Consider the following 21342-nt stretch of genomic DNA (forward strand, 5'->3'; position numbering starts at 1 on the left):
GGCCGGATGGTGCGGCGAGGCGGGCCCGCACCGCTGGGCGTGACCCGGTGGACCGTAGGGTCGGGGCATGAGTGAGCAGGCGGGTGCAGACCGGACGGTGCGGGAGTGGCGGGAGGCCGCAGGGCAGGGGGATCTTGTTCTGCTCGACGGGTTCCACGCCCTGAAGCACGCCCTCCGCTTCGGCGCCGACATCCGCATGGCCCTCGCCGACGACCCCGCCGAGGTCCGCGCGCTCGCCGCCGAGCTGGCCCCCGACGTGGAGGCCGACGTGGCCCGGCTGGTGCGCCGGGCCGGCCTCAAGGAGCTGCTCCCTCGCGTCCACCCCACCGGCGTCGCGGCCCTCGCCGTACGCCCCGACCGCGCGGCCGCTCTCGCCGGGCTCGGGCGGGTGCCCAGGTCCGCGCCCGTCGTCGTCCTCGACAACCCCCGCAACCTCGGCAACGTCGGCGCCGTCGTCCGCCTCGCCGCCGGCTTCGGCGCCACCGGCGTGGTCACCCGCGGCGACCTCGACCCCTGGCACCCGAACGTGGTCCGGGCCGGGGCCGGTCTGCACTACGCCACCACCGTCGAGCGCCTCGCGCTGGACGAGCTGCCGCCCGGGCCGCTCTACGCGCTCGACCCCGAGGGCGTGGACATCCGCACCCTCACCCTCCCGGACGACGCCCTGCTCGCCTTCGGCTCGGAGCGCCACGGGATCTCACCGGAGCTCCGGGACCGGGCGGACCACCTCGTCTCCCTGCCCATGCGCCCGCAGGTCTCCAGCTACAACCTCGCCACCAGCGTGGCCATGGCCCTCTTCCACTGGGGCGGCCCGCCGCCCGGCGAACAGGGCGGCGAGGACGCCTAGCCCGCCCCCGGCCAGGATCAGCGCGGCCGCGCCGAGCGTGGCCGCGCCCGGGTGGACCAGCGGCTCGCCGCGCAGCGCCTGCCAGGTCAGCAGGGCGAGCACCGCCGCGTACACCGCACCGGACACGAAGACCAGCCGGACGCGCACCCGCCCGTCGCGCAGCCGGCGCAAGCGCGGGGCGAGGGCGGTCAGGACGAGCACGAGCAGCGGGAGCAGCTGCAGGGCGTGCATGCCGAAGAAGTGCGGGATGCGCAGGTCACCGCCGGTGGTGGACCAGCCGGTGAGGAACATTCCGGGGCCGCCGTCGGGCACGCCCACGCTGTGCCCGCCCTGCTCCAGTACTTCGGCGCCGGCGGCGTCGAGGCGCTGCTGCTCGGCGGTGGGCGGGGTCATCAGGAAGGCGAGTCCGGCACCGGTCAGCGCGAGGACCGTGGAGAGCCGGATCGACCACGCGGTGGCCCGGTCGGCGATCGGGGCGCGCCAGAGCAGGGCGGCGACGACGAGCGTGCCGAGCCACAGCACGACCACGGAGTTGGCCATGAGCGAGTAGACCTGGTCGTCGAAGGGCGTCGCGCTGTTGAAGTGGCTGCGCACCCCGCGCAGGACCTGCAGGGTGATCAGCACCATTTCCACGGCGCTCGCGGCGACCACGGCCGTCGCGGCCCACCGGACGGTGCGGCGCAGCCGCGGCCTGGCCTCGTCCAGCAGCGAGATCATCCAGGCCAGGCTGAGGCAGTAGGCGACGAACGAGACCGAGAACTTGAACGGCTTGGCCCAGATCGGCGCCCCGGTCAGCACGCGGTCGTCGACCAGGAGCCCGACGGCGGAGCCGAGTGCCCACACGACCATCACCAGGGCGAACACCACCAGCGGGCGGTGCCGGGTACGCCAGGCGGGCCACAAGGACGTCATCTTCATCATTCATACCCCCGTCATGAATGGATAGCGACACTCTCTGCTATCTGATAGCCCCACTATCTATGATGGGGGCGGACAGGGCAAGCCAAAAAAAGGTGAACGCACGTGCGCATCGGAGAGCTGAGCCGGCGGACCGGGGTACCGGTGCCGACGATCAAGTACTACGTCCGGGAGGGCCTGCTCCCGCCGGGCGAGCTGACCAGCCCGAACCAGGCCAGCTACGGGGACGGGCACGAGCGGCGGCTGCGGCTGGTGCGCGCGCTGCTGGAGGTCGGCGGCCTGTCGGTGGCGGCCATCGGCGAGGTACTCGCGGCGATCGACGACAAGGAGCGGCCGGTCCACAAGGTGCTGGGCGCCGCCGCCCAGCGGCTGGTGCCCGATTACGGTGACGGCCGCGGCGACGGCGGCGGTGCGCCGGACGCGGAGACCGTACTGGCGCGGGAACGGGTGGCGCGGCTGATCGAGGCGCGCGGCTGGTGCGTCGAGCCCGGCAACAAGGCGGCCGAGGCGCTGGTGTCCGCGCTCGCCTCGCTCGCGCGGGTGGGGCACGGAGGCTTCGCCGACGCGCTCGACGACTACGCGGAGGCGGCCGAGCGGGTGGGTCGCGCGGACCTGGACTACGTCGCCCGCCGGGTGGCCCGCGAGGACCTGGTGGAGGCGGTGGTCGTCGGCACGGTGCTGGGCGACGCGGCTTTCGCCGCCCTGCGCAGGATGGCCCAGGTGGACGCCTCCGCCCGCATCTTCGGGCAGGAGGCGTCCAGGGCCTGATCAGGGGGAGCGGTCCTACGCCTGGCGGCGGACCTCCACCACCCGGAAGCGGTTCGCCACGAAGGCGCCGTCGCACAGCGCGGCGTTGGCCGCCGGGTTGCCGCCCGAGCCGTGGAAGTCCGAGAACGCGGCGGTCTGGTTGACGTACACCCCGCCGGTCAGGTTCAGCGAGAGCTGCGCGGACTCCTCCAGGCAGACCTCCTCGATCGCCCGCTCGGTGTCCGCGGACGTCGTGTACGCGCCCACCGTCATGGCCCCCTTCTCCCGCACCGTGCGGCGCAGCAGGTCGAGGGCGTCGGCGGTGGTGTCCACGGCCACGGCGAAGGCGACCGGCCCGAAGCACTCCGAGAGGTAGGGCGCGTCCGGGTCCGGCTTGGCCGCGTCCAGCTTGACCAGGACGGGGGTGCGGACCACGGCGTCCGGGAACTCCGGATTCACGACCTCCCGGGAGGCCAGCGCGACCTCGCCCAGTCCGGCCGCCGCCTCCAGGCGGGCCTTGACGTCCGGGTTGACCAGCGCGCCGAGCAGCGCGTTGGCCCGGGCGTCGTCGCCCAGCAGGCCGCCGACCGAGGCGGCGAGGTCGGCGACGACCTCGTCGTAGGTCTTGGGGCCGGCGTCCGTCGCGATGCCGTCGCGCGGGATCAGCAGGTTCTGCGGGGTGGTGCACATCTGGCCGCTGTACAGGGACAGCGAGAACGCCAGGTTGGACAGCATCCCCTTGTAGTTGTCGGTGGAGTCCAGGACGACGGTGTTGACGCCGGCCTTCTCCGTGTACACCTGCGCCTGGCGGGCGTTGGTCTCCAGCCAGTCGCCGAACTCCGTGGACCCGGTGTAGTCGATCAGCTTGATCTCGGGACGGACCGCGAGGGTCTTGGCGATGCCCTCGCCCGGGCGCTCGACCGCGAGCGCCACCAGGTTCGGGTCGAAGCCCGTCTCCGCGAGCACTTCCCGGGCGACCTGGACGGTCAGCGCGAGCGGCAGCACGGCCCGCGGGTGCGGCTTGACCAGCACCGCGTTGCCGGTGGCGAGGGAGGCGAAGAGGCCCGGGTAGCCGTTCCACGTCGGGAAGGTGTTGCAGCCGATCATGAGGGCGATACCGCGCGGGACCGCGGTGAAGCTCTTGCCGAGGTTCAGCGGGTCCTTCTTGCCCTGGGGCTTCGACCAGTCGGCCTGCCCCGGGACCCGGGTCTGCTCCTCGTAGGCGTAGGCCACGGCCTCCAGGCCGCGGTCCTGCGCGTGCGGGCCGCCGGCCTGGAACGCCATCATGAACGCCTGGCCGCTGGTGTGCATGACCGCGTGGGCGAACTCGTGGGTGCGGGCGGAGATGCGGGCCAGGATCTCGATGCAGACCAGGGCGCGCGCCTCGGGTCCCGCGTCGCGCCAGGCACCCATGCCGGCCTTCATCGCGGGCAGCAGCACGTCCGGGTCGGCGTGCGGGTACTCGACGCCGAGCTCCGGGCCGTACGGGGACACCTCGGAGCCCGTCCAGCCGTCGGTGCCGGGCTGGCCCAGGTCCAGCCGCGTGCCGCGCAGGGCCTCGAAGGCGGCGAGCCCGTCGGCCGGCGCGGTCTCGCCGTACGCCTTGGGGTGCTCGGGATGCGGGGACCAGTAGGCGCGGCTGCGGATCGCCGACAGGGCCTGGTCCAGGGTGGGCCGGTGCTTGGCGGACAACTGGGGGACGGTGAGCTCGGCGGCCATCAGGGACCAACTCCTCGTTGAGCCGGGCGAAGAAGAGCAGACTGGAGCTAGAGTAACCGAACGATCGGTCGGGACAAGAGGGCCCGGCAGGCCTGTGGATAAGTCGGTGCGGGAGGATCAGGACATGACAGCAATCGAGCGGTCCCGCACTGTGGCGGTCGTCGGCGCCGGCACCATGGGCCAGGGCATCGCCCAGGTCGCCCTTCTCGCAGGTCACCGCGTGCTGATCTACGACATCGACGCCGCACTCGCCGCCGACGGCGTGGGCTTCGTGCAGGACCGCGTCGAGCGGATGGCCGCCAAGGGCCGTCTGGACCGGGCCGAGGCCGAGGACGCGATCGGCCGGATCGCTTCGGCGACCGCCCTCCCGGACCTCGCCGGGACCGCCCTCGTCATCGAGGCGGTGGTCGAGAACGTCACCGTCAAGCAGGCGCTCTTCGCCGCACTCGAAGAGGTGGTCGCGCCGGACGCGCTGCTGGCCACGAACACCTCCTCGCTCTCCGTCACCGAGCTCGCCGCCGGCCTCGCGCACCCCGGCCGCTTCCTCGGCCTGCACTTCTTCAACCCGGCGCCGCTGCTCCCGCTCGTCGAGGTGGTCAGCGGTTCCGCGACCGACCCGGCCGCCGCCGAGCGCGCGTACGCCACCGTCCTCGGCTGGGGGAAGACGCCGGTCCGCTGCGCCGACACCCCCGGCTTCATCGTCAACCGGATCGCCCGCCCCTTCTACGCCGAGGCCTTCGCGGTGTACGAGGAGCAGGGCGCCGACCCGGCCACCATCGACGCCGTGCTCCGCGAGAGCGGCGGCTTCAAGATGGGCCCGTTCCAGCTGACCGACCTGATCGGCCAGGACGTCAACGAGGCCGTGACCCGCTCCGTGTGGGAGTCCTTCTTCCGCAGCCCCAAGTTCACCCCCTCGCTCGCGCAGCGCCGGCTGGTCCAGTCGGGCCGCCTCGGCCGCAAGTCGGGCCACGGCTGGTTCCCGTACGGCCCGGAGGCCGTCGCCGCGCAGCCGCACACCGCCGGTCCCGAGGAGGCCCCGGCCAAGGTCACCGTGGTCGGCGACCTCGGGCCCGCGGCGGAGCTGGCCGACCTGCTGGAGGAGGCCGGGGTCGCGGTCACGGCCACCGAGCACGGGGGCCCGTACATCCAGCTGCCCGGCGAGGGCCAGCTGGTCCTCGCGGACGGGAAGACCTCGGTCGAGTTCGCGGACGTCGTGTACTTCGACCTCGCGCTCGACTACCGGGGCACCACCCGGATCGCGCTCTCCGCCAGCGAGGACACCAGCGAGCGGACCCTCGCCGAGGCGATCGGCCTCTTCCAGAAGCTGGGCAAGCAGGTCTCCGTCATCGGCGACGTCCCCGGCATGATCGTCGCCCGGACCGTGGCGATGCTGATCGACCTCACCGCGGACGCCGTGGCCCGTGGTGTGGCCTCGGCCGAGGACATCGACACGGCGATGCGGCTCGGGGTCAACTACCCGGTGGGCCCCGCCGAGTGGCACGACCGGCTCGGCCGGGACTGGGCCTACGACCTGCTCCACCACCTGGACGAGCGCTGTCCCGGCGGCCGGTACGCGCCCTCGCTGGCGCTGTTCAAGCTGGGCTACGCCGCGGGTGACGAGGAGGAGGCCGAATGACCACGGTCAAGCGGGACACGTACACCCCCGAGACGCTGCTGTCCGTCGCCGTCCAGGTCTTCAACGAGCGCGGCTACGACGGCACCTCGATGGAGCACCTCTCCAAGGCCGCGGGCATCTCGAAGTCCTCGATCTACCACCACGTCACGGGCAAGGAGGAGCTGCTGCGGCGGGCCGTCAGCCGCGCCCTCGACGGCCTCTTCGCGGTCCTGGAGGAGCCGGGGGCGGTCCGCGGCCGGGCGGTCGAGCGCGTCGAGTACGTCACCCGCCGCACGGTCGAGGTGCTGGTCTCCGAGCTGCCGTACGTGACGCTGCTGCTGCGGGTGCGCGGCAACACCCGGACCGAGCGCTGGGCGCTGGAGCGCCGCCGCGAGTTCGACCACCAGGTGGCCGAGCTGCTGAAGGCCGCCGCGGCGGACGGCGACCTGCGGGCGGACGTGGACATCCGGCTGGCCACCCGGCTGCTCTTCGGCATGGTGAACTCCCTCGTCGAGTGGTACCGCCCGCACCCGGGAACCAGCCAGGACCAACTCGCGGACGCGGTGGTCAGCATGGCCCTGGACGGCTTGCGCACCGCCCGCTGACCAGCGGGTACCCCCCTTCGGCGCTCCACCGGGCGCTTCTGTAACCTGAGCGGGATTTCAGTCTTGAGCGCGTTCAAAACGGCGCTTTCAGGACCATCGCACCGAACGAAAATGGGGGGACCGGTGCGCAGTCGCCGTCTCGTAATCTCAGCCGCCGCCATCGTCGCGGCCGTCGTCGGTGTCCTGCCGGGCACGGCCCAGGCCGCGGATCCGTCCGCGCCGGCCGTCCGGCAGGTCACCAAGCCCGCCGACCCGAAGAAGGTCGGCGCGTCCAACTTCCGGACCTTCACCAGCGGCGCCGACAAGTCCGTCCGGAAGGGGCCCGCCGGCGTCGCCCGGGCAGCAGGCGTCGCCGCCACCGGAAATCCGGACCTGAAGGTCGCCCTGAGCGCCACCAACACCGGCGCGCACTCCCTCCAGCTGTGGGCGGACGTCACGAGCGCCGATGCCGCACTCGAGGTCACCGTCTCCTGGGGCGACGGGAAGGTGGAAAAGCTCGCCGCCTCCGGCTCCACCCAGCTGTTGCCGCTGCACACCTACGCCGAGGTCGGCGAGTACAAGATCACGGTCGGCGTGAACGACGTCGCCAACAAGGTGTACATCGAGAACGAGCTCGCGGTCGTGACCTCGGGTTCCGAGTTCACGCCGCACGAGCCCACGCGTCTGCTGGACACCCGGGAGGGGTTCCGCGCGCCGAAGGCCAAGGTCGCCCCGTACAGCTCCGCCCGGGTGAAGGTCGGCGGCTACGGCACGATCCCGGCCGGCGTGCAGGCCGTGGTCCTCAACGTCACCGTCACGAACACGACCAGCGGCGGGCACATCACGGCGTACGACACGGGCAACGAGCGGCCGAACGCCTCGAACATCAACTTCGAGCCCGGTCAGACCGTTCCGAACCTGGTCGTCGTACCGGTCGGCAACGACGGCTCCGTGGACCTCTACAACGGTGGCTGGGAGTCGGTCGACCTGATCGCCGACATCACCGGTTACTTCACGCAGGCGGCGGCCAACGGCTACACGCCGATGGACCCGACCCGCTTCGTCGACACCCGCGAGGGCCTCGGCACGAACAAGGGCCAGGTCCCCGGTCAGACGAGCTTCGGCACGCAGATCGCCGGCCTGCGCGGGGTGCCCCAGGGCGTCAAGGCCGTGGCGCTCAACGTGACGGTGACCGGTCCGAAGGAGGCCGGCCACCTGATCGTCTACCCGGGCGGAGGCCGGATCCCGCTCGCGTCCAACGTGAACTTCACCGGCGGCCAGACCGTCGCCAACGCGGTGATCGTGCCGGTGGGCGCCGACGGGTCCATCAACATCCGCAACAACGCATGGGCCGGCGCCGATGTCATCGTGGACGTCGTCGGCTACTACAGCCCCGCAGGCCAGGGTGCCTTCATGCCGCTCTCGCCGATGCGCTTCGTCGACACGCGCAACCCCGAGGGCGCGATCATCCCGCTCCGCGGAGCGATCGCCGGCCGCGGCTACGCCGCCGTGCCGTTCTTCACCGAGGACAACGCCGTCTTCACCGGGTACGTGCTGAACACCACCGTGACCAACACGGCCGGCGGTGGCTTCCTCTCGGTCGCCCCGGACCCGAACTCGGCCGAGCAGTACGGCAACGGCACCGCGGTCACGCCGCCGCGGCCCGGCGCCTCGACCCTGAACTGGACGAAGGGCAAGACCGTCCCGAACCTGGTCCAGGCCAGTGGGGGCAAGCACGGCATCGTCGACTTCTGGAACCAGGGCTGGGAGAAGGCCGACCTCGTGGTCGACATCTCCGGTTACTACGAGAACCCGGTGATCAACCCGTAGGACCCGTAGGACCCGTAGGACCCGTGGCACCCGCGGCACCCGCAGGTGTCGGACGCAGCGCCCCGGGAACGGCCCTCCAGGCCCTTCCCGGGGCGCTGTCGCGCATACGGCCCAGTCCTCGTTCCTGCTCGCTCCTGCTCGCTACTCCTCGGCGATCGCCGGGGCCCCGGCGATCGGTCCCGGCCCGCCCGGACCCGTGTCCAGGAGATCCGTTTCCTCGAAGACCAGCAGGGTGCGCGTGGAGAGGACCTCCGGGATGGCCTGGAGGCGGGTCAGGACCAGCTCGCGCAGCGTCCGGTTGTCCGGCGTGTGCACCAGCAGCAGGACGTCGAAGTCCCCGCTGACCAGGGCGATGTGGGCGGCCCCCGGAAGCTCGCGCAGCTGCTCGCGGACCGTCCGCCAGGAGTTCTGGACGATCTTCAGGGTGATGTAGGCGGATGCGCCCTGGCCCGCGCGTTCGTGATTGACGCGGGCCGTGAAACCGCGGATCACCCCGTCGTCGATGAGCCGGTTGATGCGGGCGTAGGCGTTCGCGCGCGAGACGTGCACCTGCTCCGCCACCGACCGTATCGACGCGCGGCCGTCCGCTTGGAGCAGCCGCATGATCGAGCGGTCGATCGGGTCCAGGGGGCGGGGCGTGACCGGCGGGACGGGAGGGCCACCAGGTGTGCCCGGTGCGCCCCCCGGTGGAACCGGTGCGGAACCAGCTCCGGCCATTTGTTCATCCGGCATTGCCCGATGCCTCCCTCTTCTGGACGTCCTGCATCCATCCCAGGGCCCCGGCGCCAGTTTGTCCACAGCCTGGAGTCGCCTGTAGCCAAATTGCGCGGACAACCGAACAATCGGTAGGTGAGGCGCCTCACACCCGGGGCTGTCCCTGCCCGCTTCCCACGAGGAGGTGTACGCCGCCATGACGGTCCAAGAGCTGCCCGGTGCCGGTGCGTCCCACCGTCCCACCCCGCCTCCCGCCTGGAGGCCCCGTACGGACGCCGCCCCGCTGCTCCCGGACGCCGAGCCCTACCGGGTCCTGGGTACCGAGGCGGCCGACCGGCTGGACCCCGCGCTGATGCGGCGCTGCTACGCCGAGCTGGTGCGCGGCCGCCGCTACAACGCCCAGGCCACGGCACTGACCAAGCAGGGCCGGCTCGCCGTCTATCCCTCCACCGTCGGCCAGGAGGCCTGCGAGATCGCGGCCGCCATGGTCCTGGAGGACCGGGACTGGCTCTTCCCGAGCTACCGCGACACCCTGGCGGCCGTGGCGCGCGGACTGGACCCCGTACAGGCGCTGACCCTGCTGCGCGGCGACTGGCACACCGGCTACGACCCGCGTGAGCACCGCATAGCTCCGCTGTCCACCCCGCTCGCCACCCAGCTGCCGCACGCGGTGGGCCTGGCGCACGCGGCCCGGCTGCGCGGCGACGACGTCGTCGCGCTCGCCATGGTCGGCGACGGCGGCACCAGTGAGGGCGACTTCCACGAGGCGCTGAACTTCGCCGCCGTCTGGCAGGCCCCCGTGGTCTTCCTCGTGCAGAACAACGGTTTCGCGATCTCCGTCCCGCTCGCCAAGCAGACCGCCGCCCCGACGCTGGCCCACAAGGCCGTGGGGTACGGGATGCCCGGCCGGCTGGTCGACGGCAACGACATCGCGGCGGTGCACGAGGTGCTGTCCGAGGCGGTCCGGCGGGCCCGGGCCGGCGGCGGTCCGACGCTGATCGAGGCGGTCACGTACCGGATGGAGGCCCACACGAACGCCGACGACGCGACCCGCTACCGCGGTGACGCCGAGGTCGAGGCCTGGAAGGCGCACGACCCGATCGTTCTCCTGGAGCGCGAGCTGACCGCGCGGGGGATCATCGACGAGGCGGCCGTCCAGGCGGCGCGCGACGCGGCCGAGGTGATGGCCGCGGCGCTCCGCGAGGGGATGAACGCGGACCCGGTGGTGGACCCGATGGACCTGTTCGCGCACGTGTACGCGGAGCAGACCGACCGGCTGCGCGAGCAGGCGGCCATGCTCCGTGCAGAGCTGGAAGCCGAGGACCAGGCGTGACGACGGTGGCGGCGGCGAAGTCCGCGAAGCCGGGGGCCAAGCCCTCGACGATGGCGCAGGCCCTGACCCGGGCCATGCGCGACGCCATGGCCGAGGACCCGACGGTCCACGTCATGGGCGAGGACGTCGGCACGCTCGGCGGGGTCTTCCGGATCACGGACGGGCTCGCGAAGGAGTTCGGCGAGGACCGGTGCACGGACACCCCGCTCGCCGAGGCCGGGATCCTGGGTGCGGCGGTCGGCATGGCCATGTACGGGCTGCGGCCTGTGGTGGAGATGCAGTTCGACGCCTTCGCCTATCCGGCGTTCGAGCAGCTGATCTCGCACGTGGCGAAGATGCGCAACCGCACGCGCGGCGCGATGCCGCTGCCCATCACCATCCGTGTGCCGTACGGCGGCGGGATCGGCGGCGTGGAGCACCACTGCGACTCCTCCGAGGCGTACTACCTGGCGACGCCCGGCCTTCACGTGGTGACCCCGGCGACCGTCGAGGACGCGTACGGGCTGCTGCGCGCGTCGATCGCCAGCGACGACCCGGTGGTCTTCCTGGAGCCGAAGCGGCTCTACTGGTCGAAGGCCGACTGGTCGCCCGAGGCGCCGGCGGCCGTGCCGGGCATCGGCAAGGCCCTGGTCCGGCGGGCGGGCACGAGCGCGACGCTGATCACCTACGGGCCTTCGCTGCCGGTCTGCCTGGAGGCGGCCGAGGCGGCGCGCGAGGAGGGCTGGGAGCTGGAGGTCGTGGACCTGCGCTCCCTCGTCCCCTTCGACGAGGAGACGGTCGTGGAGTCCGTACGCCGTACCGGGCGCGCGGTGGTCGTCCACGAGGCGAACGGCTTCGGCGGACCGGGCGCGGAGATCGCCGCTCGCGTCACGGAGCGGTGCTTCCACCACCTGGAGGCGCCGGTGCTGCGGGTGACGGGCTTCGACATCCCCTACCCGCCGCCGATGCTGGAGAAGCACCACCTGCCCGGTGTGGACCGGATCCTGGACACCGTGGCACGCCTGCAGTGGGAGAACTGATGCCGCAGGTCATGGAATTCAAGCTGCCGGACCTCGGTGAGGGTCTCACCGAGGCGGAGATCGTGCGCTGGCTGGTGGCGGTCGGCGACGTCGTCGCCATCGACCAGCCGGTCGTCGAGGTCGAGACGGCCAAGGCGATGGTGGAGGTGCCCTGCCCGTACGGCGGAGTGGTCACCGCCCGCTTCGGCGAGGAGGGGCAGGAACTGCCGGTCGGGGCTCCGCTGATCACCGTGGCGGTGGGTGCGGCGTCGCTCCCCGACGCTCCGGCGGCCCCGGCGGCCGAAGCCGAAGGCTCCGGCAACGCGCCCCGGCCCCTGATCGGTTACGGCTCGGACCACTCGCGCCCGGCGCGTCGGCGACGGGTGCGACCCGTCACCGCCGCGGTGTCGGCGCCCGTGGCCGCGCCCGTGGCCGCGGCCCCGGCGGCGTCGGTGGCTCCAGCGGCTCCCACCGGGCCGGTGCCCGTCATCTCGCCGCTGGTGCGCAAGCTGGCCAAGGACAACGGCGTCGACCTGCGTGCCCTGCACGGCTCGGGCCCGGAGGGGCTGATCCTGCGGGCGGACGTCGAGGCGGCGCTGACGGCGCTGCGGGCACCGGAGCCGGTGTCGGCGCCGGTGTCGGCGCCGGTGTCGGCGCCGGTGTCGGCGCCGGCCGCCCCGGCCGCGCGGCAGGGCGAGCGGATCCCGCTCAAGGGAGTACGGGGCGCGGTCGCCGAGAAGCTGTCGCGCAGTCGGCGGGAGATCCCGGACGCCACCTGCTGGGTCGACGCGGACGCCACCGAGCTGATGGCGGCCCGCGCCGCGATGAACGCGGTGGGCGGCCCCAAGATCTCGGTGCTGGCGCTGCTGGCCCGGATCTGCACGGCGGCGCTGGCCCGCTACCCGGAGCTCAACTCCACGGTGGACCTGGAGGCGAAGGAGATCGTCCGGCTCCCGGCCGTGCACCTGAGCTTCGCCGCGCAGACCGAGCGGGGCCTGATGGTCCCGGTGGTCCGGGACGCGCAGGCCCGGAACCCGGAGTCCCTGTCGGCGGAGTTCGCCCGCCTGACGGAGCTGGCGCGGACCGGGAAGCTGGCGCCGGCCGACCTGACGGGCGGCACCTTCACCCTGAACAACTACGGGGTGTTCGGGGTCGACGGCTCCACGCCGATCATCAACCACCCGGAGGCGGCGATGCTGGGCGTCGGCCGGATCATCGACAAGCCGTGGGTCCACGAGGGGCAGTTGGCGGTCCGCAAGGTCGTCCAGCTGTCGCTGACCTTCGACCACCGGGTCTGCGACGGCGGCACGGCGGGCGGCTTCCTCCGCTACGTCGCCGACTGCGTGGAATCCCCGGCGGTCCTGCTGCGCAGCCTGTAGCCGGAAAATCCGGCCCGCCCGGAGTTTGAGGGCACGGGGTCCGGGCGGAGCCCTTGGGGGCACCTCCCAGCGGTGGCTGGGGGAGGAACGGTGAAGGGCAGGTAGGGGACCGCTCCGCACAGCGGCACCCGCCGCCCCCCCCCGTCACGGGAGGGGCGGCGGTGTCCAGGCCGCGTGGGCGAGGATCGCCCGGACGGTGGCTCCCGACGGGGCCAGTCGCAGGGCGCGGTTGCGGGCGGCCACCGGCATCCGCCCGGACGAACCGCCCTGGCCGACGCGGCCGTCGAAGTCCTGGCCGAGTCCGGCATGCGCGGGCCGACCCACCGCGCCGTGGACCGGGCCGCCGGGCTGCCGCCCGGCGCCACCTCGGGCTCCTTCCGCACGCGGGCCGCCCTGCTGACCGCCCTCGTTCGCCGCCTCGTGGCCCGGGACCGGGCCGAACTGCAGGCGGCGGGCGAGGCCGCGCACGTCCCGCGGTCCGCGCCGGAACCGGTCGACGGATTCGCCGCCCTGGCCCGCCGCCCCGCTACACCTGCGCCGTCGAGAGCGTCCGGATCCGGAGCTGCGCGAGATCCCGGTCGCGCGCGAGAACGTCGGCCGTGACGCCGTGCGGGCCTTCCTCGCCGCGCAGGGCGCCGGCGCGGATCCCGACGCCCGCACGCTCACCTTGCTCGCCTGCGTGGAGAGGCCTTCTCCCGGGACGCGCCGGAGGGGCTGGTGGCTGCCGCGCTCAGACCGTGAGCAGCAGTTTGCCCACGTGGCTGCTCGACTCCATGACCCGGTGGGCCTCGGCGGCGGCCGCGATCGGGAACGACGCGTGGACCACCGGGCGGATCCGGCCCGCGGACACCAGCGGCCACACGTGCTCCCGTACGGCCGCGACGATGGCCGCCTTCTCCTCCAGCGGGCGGGCCCGCAGCGTGGTGGCGGTGATCGCCGCACGCTTGGAGAGCAGCGCGCCGAGGTTCAGCTCGGCCTTCACGCCGCCCTGGAGCCCGATCACCGCGAGCCGGCCGTTCACGGCCAGGGCGTCCACGTTCCGGGAGAGGTACTTCGCGCCCATGATGTCCAGGATCACGTCCGCGCCGGTCCCGCCCGTCGCCGCCTTCAGCTCCGCCACGAAGTCCTGCTCGCGGTAGTCGATCAGGATGTCCGCGCCCAGCTCCTTGCAGCGCGCCAGCTTCTCCGGGCCGCCCGCCGTCACCGCGACCGTGGCGCCCACGGCCTTCGCCAGCTGGATCGCCATCGTCCCGATCCCGCTGGATCCGCCGTGCACGAGCAGGGTCTCGCCGGGCCGCAGTCCGGCCACCATGAACACGTTGGACCACACGGTCGTGACGGCCTCGGGCAGCGCGGCCGCCGTCACCAGGTCCACGCCCGCCGGGACCGGCAGCAGCTGGCCCGCCGGAACGGCCACGCGCTGCGCGTACCCGCCGCCCGCCAGCAGGGCGCACACCTCGTCGCCCACCGACCAGCCGGACACCCCCGGCCCGATCGAGGCGATCCGCCCGGAGCACTCCAGCCCCGGATAGGGCGAGGTGCCGGGCGGCGGGTCGTAGAACCCCTGGCGCTGGAGGAGGTCGGCGCGGTTCACGGCGCTCGCCGCTACCTCGACGAGGACCTCGCCGTCGCCCGCCACCGGATCGGGTACGTCGGTCCAGACGAGGGCCTCGGGGCCGCCGGGCTGCTCGATGGTGATCGCATGCATGGCCCGGAGGCTACGCGAACTCGCCCCTAGTCGGCAGAGCCCAGCGTCAAGGGCGGCGTGCCGGACGGAGCCGCCCGGACGATGGTGATGAGACGGTCCGTCAGCTGGATCGGGCTCGCGTGCGGGTCGTCGTAGGCGAGCAGTCGGTGTCCGCGCAGCACGTTGACCACCAGGTCGTCGGTGTCCCGCACCGACTTGCCCACCTCGGACTTGCGGGCGGGCCGTTCGATCAGGTCGAGGCCGCTGCCCTGGTGGATCAGGTCCTCCATCACGGTGCCCGCGCTCGGGCTGAGCACCGAGAGGCCCAGCAGCCGGCCGGCCGCGCTCGCGCTCGTGATGACGGCGTCGGCACCGGACTGGCGCAGCAGCGGGGCGTTCTCCTCCTCGCGCACCGCCGCGACGATCTTCGCCCCGCGGTTGAGCTGCCGCGCCGTCAGCGTGACGAGGACCGCCGTGTCGTCCCGCTGGGTGGCGATGACGATCTGACGGGCCTTCGGCAGCTCGGCGCGCAGCAGTACCTCGGAGCGGGTGGCGTCGCCGACCACACCGGTGAGCCCCTCGGCGTTGGCCATGTCGACCACCTTGGCGCTCGGGTCGACGATGACGACCTGCTCCTTGCTGAGGCCGGTGGCCAGCAGCGTCTGGAGGGCCGAGCGGCCCTTGGTGCCGAAGCCGACGACGACCGTGTGCTCACGCAAGTTCTTCCTCCAGCGCTTCAGCCGCCACTCTTCCCGTGTCCGTTCCGTCAGGACTTCCAGGGTGGTGCCAACCAGGATGATCAGGAACAGCACCCGCAGCGGAGTGATCAGCAGGATGTTCACCAGCCGCGCGCTGTCGCTGTACGGGACGATGTCGCCGTAGCCGGTCGTCGACAGCGTCACGGTCGCGTAGTAGAAGCAGTCGAGGAAGTCGACCTTCTCGTTGGCGTTGTCGTGGTAGCCGTCGCGGTCCAGCCACACGATGAAGACCGTCAGGAAGAGCACGAACAGGGCCATCAGCAGGCGCTTGGTGACCTGCTTGAGCGGCTGTTCGACGATCCGCTTGGGCAGTTTGATGCGCCGGGAGACGAGCCTTTCGTCGGCCTCGCGGGCCATGGCGTCCTGGCCGTGAAGTTTCACGTGAAACATCCTCCGGAAGCCCACGGCAGATCGAGGATCTCCAGCTCCTGACCGGAGCGCGCGCCCTTGGGCGGTACGACGGCCAGCGCGTCGGCGGCCGCCACGCCGCGCAGCATCGCCGGGCCGTGGTAGCGCAGCGGCACCGCGTGCTCGTCGCTCAGCAGCACCGGGACCAGCCGCGTGTCGTACGGGTGGCCGGGTACGTCGCCCTGGACCGGCGCCGTGTAGCGGGGGCGATTGCGGCGGCCGGCGAGGGCGCGCAGCAGGGGCTCGGCGAGGGTCAGCAGCCCGGAGACGGCGGCCAGGGGGTTCCCGGGCAGCCCGACCAGGTGCCGCCCGTCCGCCCGGTCGCCGATGCGGGCCAGCAGCATCGGGTGCCCCGGGCGTACGGCCACCCCGTCGACCAGCAGCTCGGCGCCCGCCTTGTGCAGTACGGGGTGAACGTGGTCGACGGGCCCGGAGGCGGTGCCGCCGGTGGTCACCAGCACATCGGCGGTGGACCCGGTGACGGCCTCCAGCAGGGCGGCGGCCCCCGCCGGATCGTCGCCGAGCCTTCGCGTGCCGATGACCTCGGCGCCCAGCCGGGCGAGCCAGGGGCCGAGCATCGGGCTGAGCGCGTCGCGGATCAGTCCGTCGTGCGGGCGGCCCTCGGTGAGCAGTTCGTCGCCGAGGACCAGGATCTCCACGCGGGGCCGGGGCCGGGTGGCCAGTTCGTCGTACCCGGCGGCCGCGGCGAGCCCGAGCACGGCCGGGGTGACCAGGGAACCGGCGGGCAGCAGCAGGTCCCCGGAGCGGCACTCCTGGCCGCGCGGGCGGATGTCCTGGCCGGTGAGGACGGGACGGTCGGCGAAGAGCTGGGTGCCCGCCTCGCGGCAGTGCTCGGTGCGGATGACGGCAGTGGTGTCGGAGGGGATCCGGGCGCCGGTGGCGATCCGTACGGCCTCGCCGTCCGCGAGGGGCGCGGGCCGGTCGGAACCGGCCAGGACCCCGGCGCCGGTCCGGACGCTCCAGGGGCCGGGACCGGCGACGGCCCAGCCGTCCATGGCGGAGGTGTCGAAGGACGGCAGGTCGGTCAGCGCCTCCAGGGGCGCGGCCAGGACCTCGCCGAGGGCGTCGGCGAGGGGAACCCGGTGCGTACGGGCCCGCACCCCGGCCCCGGCGTGGACGGCGGCCTCCCGGGCGCGGGGCCAGGAGGCGGCCCGGTGGTCGCCCGCCCCGCCGCCCTCGGGGGCGCGGCTGACGAGGGCCAGGGCCTCGTCGAGGGCCCGTTCGGCGGAGTTCGCGGGGGTCATCCGGAACCGTTCTGTTCGGCGGCGGCGCCGCCCGCTGCGTCGGGTCCCGCATCGGCCTCGGCCTCGGCGGCCCAGCGCAGCGCCAGGTCGGCGGCCTTGCGGGAGGCTTCGGCGACGGCCTGGGCGGGGTCGGCGCCGGTGGCGGCGGCTTGGGCGGCCGCGTAACCGACCAGGAAGGTGGTCAGCGGGGCGGCGGGGCGGGCGACGCCGTGGGCGGCGTCCCGGGCGAGGTCGAGCAGGGTCTTGACGTCGACGTCGAGGTCGATGCCCAGCTCGTTCTTGGCGGCGGTCATCCATTGGTCCAGCACGGTTCCATGCTCCCTGATCCGGGCCCGGGCGGCGGCGAGATCGTCCCAGGTGTCGCAGTCGAACGAGGCGAGCGGCTGCGCCGTGACGCGGGCGAGGTCCAGCTCGGAGGTGAGCGCGCGGAGCGGGAGTCCGGTGAGCGTGCCGTGTTCCGTGGCCAGCAGGGCGATCTCGCGGCGCAGCGGCTCGGCGCGGTAGGCGGCGACCAGCGGCTGGTCCCGGCCGTCGGGGTCGCGCAGCATCGCCCCGTCCGGGCCGGGCGCGTCGAGCAGGGCCCGGACGGTCCCGCGGTCCAGGAACGGCAGGTCCGCGGAGAGTACGAGGACCAGCGCGGCGGTGGTCCCGCGCAGCCCGGCGTCCAGCGCCGCCACCGGGCCGCCGCCGGGCGGGTCCTCCCGGGTCCAGCGGACCGGGCGCGCGGTGGGCCGGCGGCCGCCGACCACGACGGTGGTCCGGGCGTCGGGGCAGGCGTCGAGGACGCGGTCGAGGAGGGCGCGGCCGCCGACGCTCAGCGCGGGCTTGTCCGCCCCGCCGAGGCGCTGCGCGGCGCCGCCGGCCAGCACGATCGCGTCGTAGCTCATGCCCATGAGTATGCGGGGTGCGCGGACCATGCCCCCTGCGGGGAGCCGCACTTACCTCGGGCTTGTCCGGCGGGCCGGTGCGGGGCCGGCCGGTGCGGGGCCGGCCGGTGCGGGGCCGGCCGGTGCGGCGGGCTGAAAGAGAGAAGGGTCCGGATGCGTGGTGCATCCGGACCCTTCGCGTTACAGATACGGGCCCGAGCGGATCGCGCCGTGGCCGCCGTCATCGTCGTCGTCGTGGGGGCCGCCCGGCGGGAGGGCGCGCCGCATCTGTTCCAGCTGGGCCCGCGCTGCCATCTGCTGCGCGAACAGGGCCGTCTGGATGCCGTGGAAGAGACCCTCCAGCCAGCCCACCAACTGTGCCTGCGCGATGCGCAGTTCGGCCTCGGAGGGAATGGCCTCCTCGGTGAACGGGAGGGACAGGCGCTCCAGTTCCTCCACGAGTTCCGGGGCCAGACCGTCCTCCAGCTCCTTCACCGAGGCGGCATGGATGTCCTTGAGCCGGACCCGGCTCGCCTCGTCGAGAGGCGCGGCACGTACCTCTTCCAGGAGTTGCTTGATCATGCTGCCGATGCGCATGACCTTGGCGGGCTGTTCGACCATCTCCGTCACCGGGACCTCGCGCGACTCGTCATCGGCGTCGCCGACGGCCGTCCCGTCCTGTCCCACGATCAGGACGTGCGGGGGACTGTCCTGCGACCGTTCACTCCTCGGCATCTCCATGCCGTCATTCTCTCGCACACCTTCGTTCTCACACGGTGTGCCCCCGTACAGTCGTGATCCACCCTGTACGGGGGCACCAGGATTACTGCGCGGTCCGGCGGGCCAGGGCGCCGCTGGAGCGGGTGACCAGCGCCGCCAGCAGGGCCGCGCCGAGCGGAACCACGATGATCAGCTGGGCGAGGGTCTCCCACGGCACGGAGATCGGCACGTAGGGCACGGCCTCCTGCGCCGACACGTAGCCCTTGTTCAGGCCGTGCTGGTAGAGCGCGTCCAGTTCCCGTCGCTGCACCATGCGCAGCCCGACCGCGGGCAGGATCCCGGCCGCCGAGCCCAGGACGACGCCCATCAGGGCGACCACCCCGCACTGGAAGCCGCTCAGCGTCCGCCGCACGCGCGGCGCCGCTCCCACGGCCGCCAGGGTCTTCAGGTCGGCCTCGGCGTCGGCCTGGGCGAGTCCGGTGGCGATGCCGGCCGCGCCGATGGTGACCAGGCCCGCGAAGACGGTCAGGGCGAGCAGCCCCAGGCTGTCGTTGCCCTGGTAGCCCTCTTCGATGGCCATGTCGGCCTCGATGCCCATGCGGTCGATCTCGCCGGCGATCTTCTGCCGCTGCTCGCTGCTCGCCGTCCCGTCGAGGGTGAAGTACGAACCGGTCGCCGCGGTGGCCAGTCCGGCGGCCTTGGCCGCGGCGGGCGGCAGGACCAGCTGGATGCCCCAGCCGTCGGCGGTCTCGGGTGCCAGGTGGACGGGCAGGATCTTGTCCTCACCGGCCGGATCCTCGCCGAGCGGGGGGGACGTGCTGACGCCCTCCTTGGCGATGACCACCCGCAGGTTGATCTTGCCGTCCTTGACCTGGCGCTTGTCGAAGGAGACGGCGCGGCCCTCCTTGAGGGCGGCCACGGAGCCCGGGTCGGTGACCGCCAGCACGCTCAGCAGCTTCTCGTCGGCGACGACCACCGTGTTCTGGGTGACGCGCCGGTTCTCCGCGCAGCGCCAGTCCTGGCGCAGGACCCGGGCCTGCTCCTCGGTGAAGGCGTCGGGCCCCCCGGGGGTGTCGTAGAGCGGGCAGCGCTGCTCCTTGGGCTTGATGATCTCGACGCGGCCGCAGCCGGGTTCCCGGGAGTACGACTCGCAGCTCGGCTTGCCGACGACCAGCCGGTCGAAGTCCGCACGGACCGCCACCGGGAGCTCCTTGGAGAGGGCCACGCGCAGGGCCGGCACCTCCTTGGACGCGCTGTTCTCCCTGGCGTGCAGCACCCCGGCGCCGTGCGGCAGGTCGGCGACGTACTCGTGCCGCATCTGCAGGTCCCGGCTGTGTTCGTACGTCGCCACCGCGACGGTGCCGGCGACGGCGGCCAGGACCGCGGCCACGGCGGGCGCCGTACGCCCGCGGTTGCGCACGGCGTCGCGCAGCGCGAGCCGCGGCGACAGCGGCAGCCAGCGCCCGAGCCGGCCGAACAGGCCGACCAGGACCGGGGTGAGGGCGACGATGCCGAGCTCGGCGAGGGCGCTGCCGCCCGCGACGACGGTGGCGCCCATCTTCGACGCGGTGCCGTACAGGGCGATCACGGCGCCCGCGGCGACGGCGATCAGGCCGAGGACCGGAAGCACCCGGTTGGCGCGGCGCACTCCGCGGCGGCCGGTCAGCGAGGCCAGCACGGTCTGCCGGGACGCGGTGACGGCGGGGACGATCGCGGACAGCAGACCGGTCACCACGGCGAGCAGGGCGATCCCGGCCAGTTCCAGCGGGCGGAAGTCGAGGCCGCCGAAGCGGACGGCGAGCTGCTCCTCCAGCACGGGACGCAGCGCGATGGTGAGCACCACGCCGACGACGGTGCCGACGACCGCGGACGCGGCGCCGATGACGAGGCCGCCGGAGAGCACGATGGAGCGGATGTGGCGCCGGTCGCCGCCGTTGGCGCCGACCAGGCCGAGCTGGCGGCGCGAGCGCCGGGCGCCGACCGCGAAGGCCGGTCCGGCGAGCAGGCAGATCTCCAGCATGGCGAGGCCCACGACGGTGGCCAGGACGGCCATGTCGGAGGCGCTGCTCGCGTCCAGCTGGTACTGCTCCTTGGGTTCCTGCTGGAAGAGCGGTACGTCGGCGTCGGCGGGCGGGTTCAGGAGGACGGCGCGGGAGACGACCACCAGGGACTTGGTGTTGGCCGCCTTGACCATGTTCCACGTGAAACCTTCGCCGCCGACCTTGACCAGGTAGGTGACGTTGGGGTGGAGGCCGAGGGCGCCGGAGGCCTCAAGGTCCCGGTCGAGCGGGGCGATCAGGGTCCCCGGCGGGGCGAGGATCTCGTCCTCGGCGAGCTCGCTGGGGAGCTCGTACGCCCCGACGATCTTGTACGAGGTGGTCGCGCCGCGCGGGGTGACCGTGGAGCCGACGAAGAGGCCGGAGTTCTTCAGGAAGGCGGTGGTGGCGGCGACCTCGCCGGCGCGCTCGGGCAGCCGGCCGCGTTCGAGCGTGAACATGCCGTCCACCAGCGGGCTCCGCGTGTCGATTTCGCGCAGATCGGTGTCGAGCAGACCGTGCTTGGTGCGGATCTTGCCGAAGCCCACGGAGTCCTTGACGACCTGGGCCCCGGCCGGGAGCGCGGACGTGTCCAGCTCCTGCGGGGTCTCCGGCGTCATCGACGCGCCGTCGAGCTTCTCGAAACCGCCGACGGGCGCGGAGCTGGTGCCGTCCGGCAGCTGGTAGATGGCCACGCTCATGTGCGAGTGGCTCACGCGGGCGTCGGCGGTCCCGATCTTGCGCGAGAGGGTCTGCTCGGGGGAGAGCTCGGCGCTGCGCAGGGTGAGGTCGGCGGCGCTCACGCCGACGATCGGCAGGGCGATCATGGCGAGGACCAAGGCGCTGCGGCCCTTGGAGCGCCAGGCGTCGCGGCGGGCGATGCGCAGGGCCGCGACCCAGGAGTGGTACCAGCCTTGG

Annotated in this window: 17 protein-coding genes and 1 pseudogene; 8 read left to right on the top strand and 10 right to left on the bottom strand. The window is 73.2% G+C overall.

All coding sequences use genetic code 11. The features are described from left to right. The first annotated feature begins 67 nt into the window (after positions 1 to 67). Positions 68 to 847 carry a TrmH family RNA methyltransferase gene (locus ACZ4VT_RS03440; protein WP_467946161.1) on the top strand — a complete coding sequence of 260 codons (780 nt, stop codon included), beginning with the start codon at positions 68 to 70 and terminating at the stop codon, positions 845 to 847. Here ACZ4VT_RS03440 and ACZ4VT_RS03445 read toward each other — a convergent pair. Continuing rightward, positions 803 to 1696: pseudogene (locus ACZ4VT_RS03445) on the bottom strand (hypothetical protein); the annotation flags it as partial. The gene ACZ4VT_RS03440 and the pseudogene ACZ4VT_RS03445 overlap by 45 nt on opposite strands. Positions 1697 to 1870: 174 nt before the next feature. Here ACZ4VT_RS03445 and ACZ4VT_RS03450 point away from each other — a divergent pair. Further along, the gene (locus ACZ4VT_RS03450) at positions 1871 to 2533 is read left to right on the top strand and encodes a MerR family transcriptional regulator (RefSeq protein WP_467946163.1); all 663 of its coding nucleotides are present in this window, start codon (positions 1871 to 1873) and stop codon (positions 2531 to 2533) included. Between the two features lie 15 nt (positions 2534 to 2548). Here ACZ4VT_RS03450 and paaN read toward each other — a convergent pair whose 3' ends face one another. Beyond that, a complete protein-coding gene (paaN, locus tag ACZ4VT_RS03455) occupies positions 2549 to 4231 on the bottom strand; it encodes a phenylacetic acid degradation protein PaaN (RefSeq protein WP_467946165.1) in 1683 nt (560 codons plus the stop codon). Between the two features lie 124 nt (positions 4232 to 4355). Between paaN and ACZ4VT_RS03460 the strand changes: the two genes are divergently transcribed. The 3 genes from ACZ4VT_RS03460 (at position 4356) to ACZ4VT_RS03470 (ending at position 8260) form a co-directional block, all read left to right on the top strand. After that, on the top strand, positions 4356 to 5867 hold the full coding sequence (locus tag ACZ4VT_RS03460) for a 3-hydroxyacyl-CoA dehydrogenase (RefSeq protein ID WP_467946167.1): 1512 nt from the start codon (positions 4356 to 4358) through the stop codon (positions 5865 to 5867). Further along, complete coding sequence (locus ACZ4VT_RS03465; protein ID WP_376612168.1) at positions 5864 to 6451, top strand: TetR/AcrR family transcriptional regulator; 588 nt, start codon at positions 5864 to 5866, stop codon at positions 6449 to 6451. Before ACZ4VT_RS03460 ends, ACZ4VT_RS03465 begins: the two co-directional genes overlap by 4 nt. A 123-nt stretch (positions 6452 to 6574) precedes the next feature. Beyond that, a complete protein-coding gene (locus tag ACZ4VT_RS03470; protein ID WP_467946169.1) occupies positions 6575 to 8260 on the top strand; it encodes a hypothetical protein in 1686 nt (561 codons plus the stop codon). 141 nt (positions 8261 to 8401) lie between these two features. Here ACZ4VT_RS03470 and ACZ4VT_RS03475 read toward each other — a convergent pair whose 3' ends face one another. Further along, positions 8402 to 8992 (bottom strand): Lrp/AsnC family transcriptional regulator, encoded by a 591-nt coding sequence (locus tag ACZ4VT_RS03475; RefSeq protein ID WP_467946171.1) that lies wholly within the window; start codon positions 8990 to 8992, stop codon positions 8402 to 8404. 178 nt (positions 8993 to 9170) lie between these two features. On the opposite strand from ACZ4VT_RS03475, the gene pdhA reads away from it, so the two are divergent. From pdhA to ACZ4VT_RS03490, 3 genes are read left to right on the top strand one after another with little or no spacing between them, the layout of a single operon-like run. Next, positions 9171 to 10307, top strand: a complete 1137-nt coding sequence (gene pdhA / locus ACZ4VT_RS03480; protein ID WP_467946173.1) for a pyruvate dehydrogenase (acetyl-transferring) E1 component subunit alpha — start codon at positions 9171 to 9173, stop codon at positions 10305 to 10307. 50 nt (positions 10308 to 10357) lie between these two features. Further along, positions 10358 to 11326 carry an alpha-ketoacid dehydrogenase subunit beta gene (locus ACZ4VT_RS03485; protein ID WP_467946424.1) on the top strand — a complete coding sequence of 323 codons (969 nt, stop codon included), beginning with the start codon at positions 10358 to 10360 and terminating at the stop codon, positions 11324 to 11326. Then, the gene (locus tag ACZ4VT_RS03490) at positions 11326 to 12684 is read left to right on the top strand and encodes a dihydrolipoamide acetyltransferase family protein (protein WP_467946175.1); all 1359 of its coding nucleotides are present in this window, start codon (positions 11326 to 11328) and stop codon (positions 12682 to 12684) included. Before ACZ4VT_RS03485 ends, ACZ4VT_RS03490 begins: the two co-directional genes overlap by 1 nt. A 144-nt stretch (positions 12685 to 12828) precedes the next feature. On the opposite strand, the gene ACZ4VT_RS03495 is transcribed toward ACZ4VT_RS03490, so the two are convergent. The 7 genes from ACZ4VT_RS03495 to ACZ4VT_RS03525 all read right to left on the bottom strand — a co-directional run bounded on the left by ACZ4VT_RS03495 (position 12829) and on the right by ACZ4VT_RS03525 (position 21251). After that, positions 12829 to 13152 (bottom strand): hypothetical protein, encoded by a 324-nt coding sequence (locus ACZ4VT_RS03495; protein WP_467946176.1) that lies wholly within the window; start codon positions 13150 to 13152, stop codon positions 12829 to 12831. A gap of 262 nt (positions 13153 to 13414) precedes the next feature. Further along, positions 13415 to 14392 carry an NAD(P)H-quinone oxidoreductase gene (locus ACZ4VT_RS03500; protein WP_467946178.1) on the bottom strand — a complete coding sequence of 326 codons (978 nt, stop codon included), beginning with the start codon at positions 14390 to 14392 and terminating at the stop codon, positions 13415 to 13417. 26 nt (positions 14393 to 14418) lie between these two features. Next, positions 14419 to 15519 carry a potassium channel family protein gene (locus ACZ4VT_RS03505; RefSeq protein WP_467946179.1) on the bottom strand — a complete coding sequence of 367 codons (1101 nt, stop codon included), beginning with the start codon at positions 15517 to 15519 and terminating at the stop codon, positions 14419 to 14421. Continuing rightward, complete coding sequence (locus ACZ4VT_RS03510) at positions 15507 to 16802, bottom strand: molybdopterin molybdotransferase MoeA (protein ID WP_467946181.1); 1296 nt, start codon at positions 16800 to 16802, stop codon at positions 15507 to 15509. The genes ACZ4VT_RS03505 and ACZ4VT_RS03510 overlap by 13 nt, the downstream gene beginning before the upstream one ends. After that, complete coding sequence (locus ACZ4VT_RS03515) at positions 16799 to 17689, bottom strand: NTP transferase domain-containing protein (protein WP_467946183.1); 891 nt, start codon at positions 17687 to 17689, stop codon at positions 16799 to 16801. Before ACZ4VT_RS03515 ends, ACZ4VT_RS03510 begins: the two co-directional genes overlap by 4 nt. A 180-nt stretch (positions 17690 to 17869) precedes the next feature. Beyond that, positions 17870 to 18409: a bacterial proteasome activator family protein gene (locus ACZ4VT_RS03520; RefSeq protein ID WP_319731183.1), complete on the bottom strand. Its 540-nt coding sequence runs from the start codon at positions 18407 to 18409 to the stop codon at positions 17870 to 17872. Between the two features lie 82 nt (positions 18410 to 18491). Then, positions 18492 to 21251: an FtsX-like permease family protein gene (locus ACZ4VT_RS03525; protein WP_467946426.1), complete on the bottom strand. Its 2760-nt coding sequence runs from the start codon at positions 21249 to 21251 to the stop codon at positions 18492 to 18494. Between the last annotated feature and the right edge of the window lie 91 nt (positions 21252 to 21342).

Source organism: Streptomyces sp. NPDC029164, assembly GCF_055563995.1.

What these genes read in the sequence shown, in the direction of transcription:
- ACZ4VT_RS03440 (WP_467946161.1), top strand. Translation starts at nt 68, where the DNA reads ATGAGTGAGCAGGCGGGTGCAGACCGGACGGTGCGGGAGTGGCGGGAG.
- paaN (WP_467946165.1), bottom strand. Translation starts at nt 4,231, where the DNA reads ATGGCCGCCGAGCTCACCGTCCCCCAGTTGTCCGCCAAGCACCGGCCC.
- ACZ4VT_RS03460 (WP_467946167.1), top strand. Translation starts at nt 4,356, where the DNA reads ATGACAGCAATCGAGCGGTCCCGCACTGTGGCGGTCGTCGGCGCCGGC.
- ACZ4VT_RS03465 (WP_376612168.1), top strand. Translation starts at nt 5,864, where the DNA reads ATGACCACGGTCAAGCGGGACACGTACACCCCCGAGACGCTGCTGTCC.
- ACZ4VT_RS03475 (WP_467946171.1), bottom strand. Translation starts at nt 8,992, where the DNA reads ATGCCGGATGAACAAATGGCCGGAGCTGGTTCCGCACCGGTTCCACCG.
- pdhA (WP_467946173.1), top strand. Translation starts at nt 9,171, where the DNA reads ATGACGGTCCAAGAGCTGCCCGGTGCCGGTGCGTCCCACCGTCCCACC.
- ACZ4VT_RS03485 (WP_467946424.1), top strand. Translation starts at nt 10,358, where the DNA reads ATGGCGCAGGCCCTGACCCGGGCCATGCGCGACGCCATGGCCGAGGAC.
- ACZ4VT_RS03490 (WP_467946175.1), top strand. Translation starts at nt 11,326, where the DNA reads ATGCCGCAGGTCATGGAATTCAAGCTGCCGGACCTCGGTGAGGGTCTC.
- ACZ4VT_RS03500 (WP_467946178.1), bottom strand. Translation starts at nt 14,392, where the DNA reads ATGCATGCGATCACCATCGAGCAGCCCGGCGGCCCCGAGGCCCTCGTC.
- ACZ4VT_RS03505 (WP_467946179.1), bottom strand. Translation starts at nt 15,519, where the DNA reads ATGTTTCACGTGAAACTTCACGGCCAGGACGCCATGGCCCGCGAGGCC.
- ACZ4VT_RS03510 (WP_467946181.1), bottom strand. Translation starts at nt 16,802, where the DNA reads ATGACCCCCGCGAACTCCGCCGAACGGGCCCTCGACGAGGCCCTGGCC.
- ACZ4VT_RS03515 (WP_467946183.1), bottom strand. Translation starts at nt 17,689, where the DNA reads ATGAGCTACGACGCGATCGTGCTGGCCGGCGGCGCCGCGCAGCGCCTC.
- ACZ4VT_RS03520 (WP_319731183.1), bottom strand. Translation starts at nt 18,409, where the DNA reads ATGGAGATGCCGAGGAGTGAACGGTCGCAGGACAGTCCCCCGCACGTC.
- ACZ4VT_RS03525 (WP_467946426.1), bottom strand. Translation starts at nt 21,251, where the DNA reads ATGATCGCCCTGCCGATCGTCGGCGTGAGCGCCGCCGACCTCACCCTG.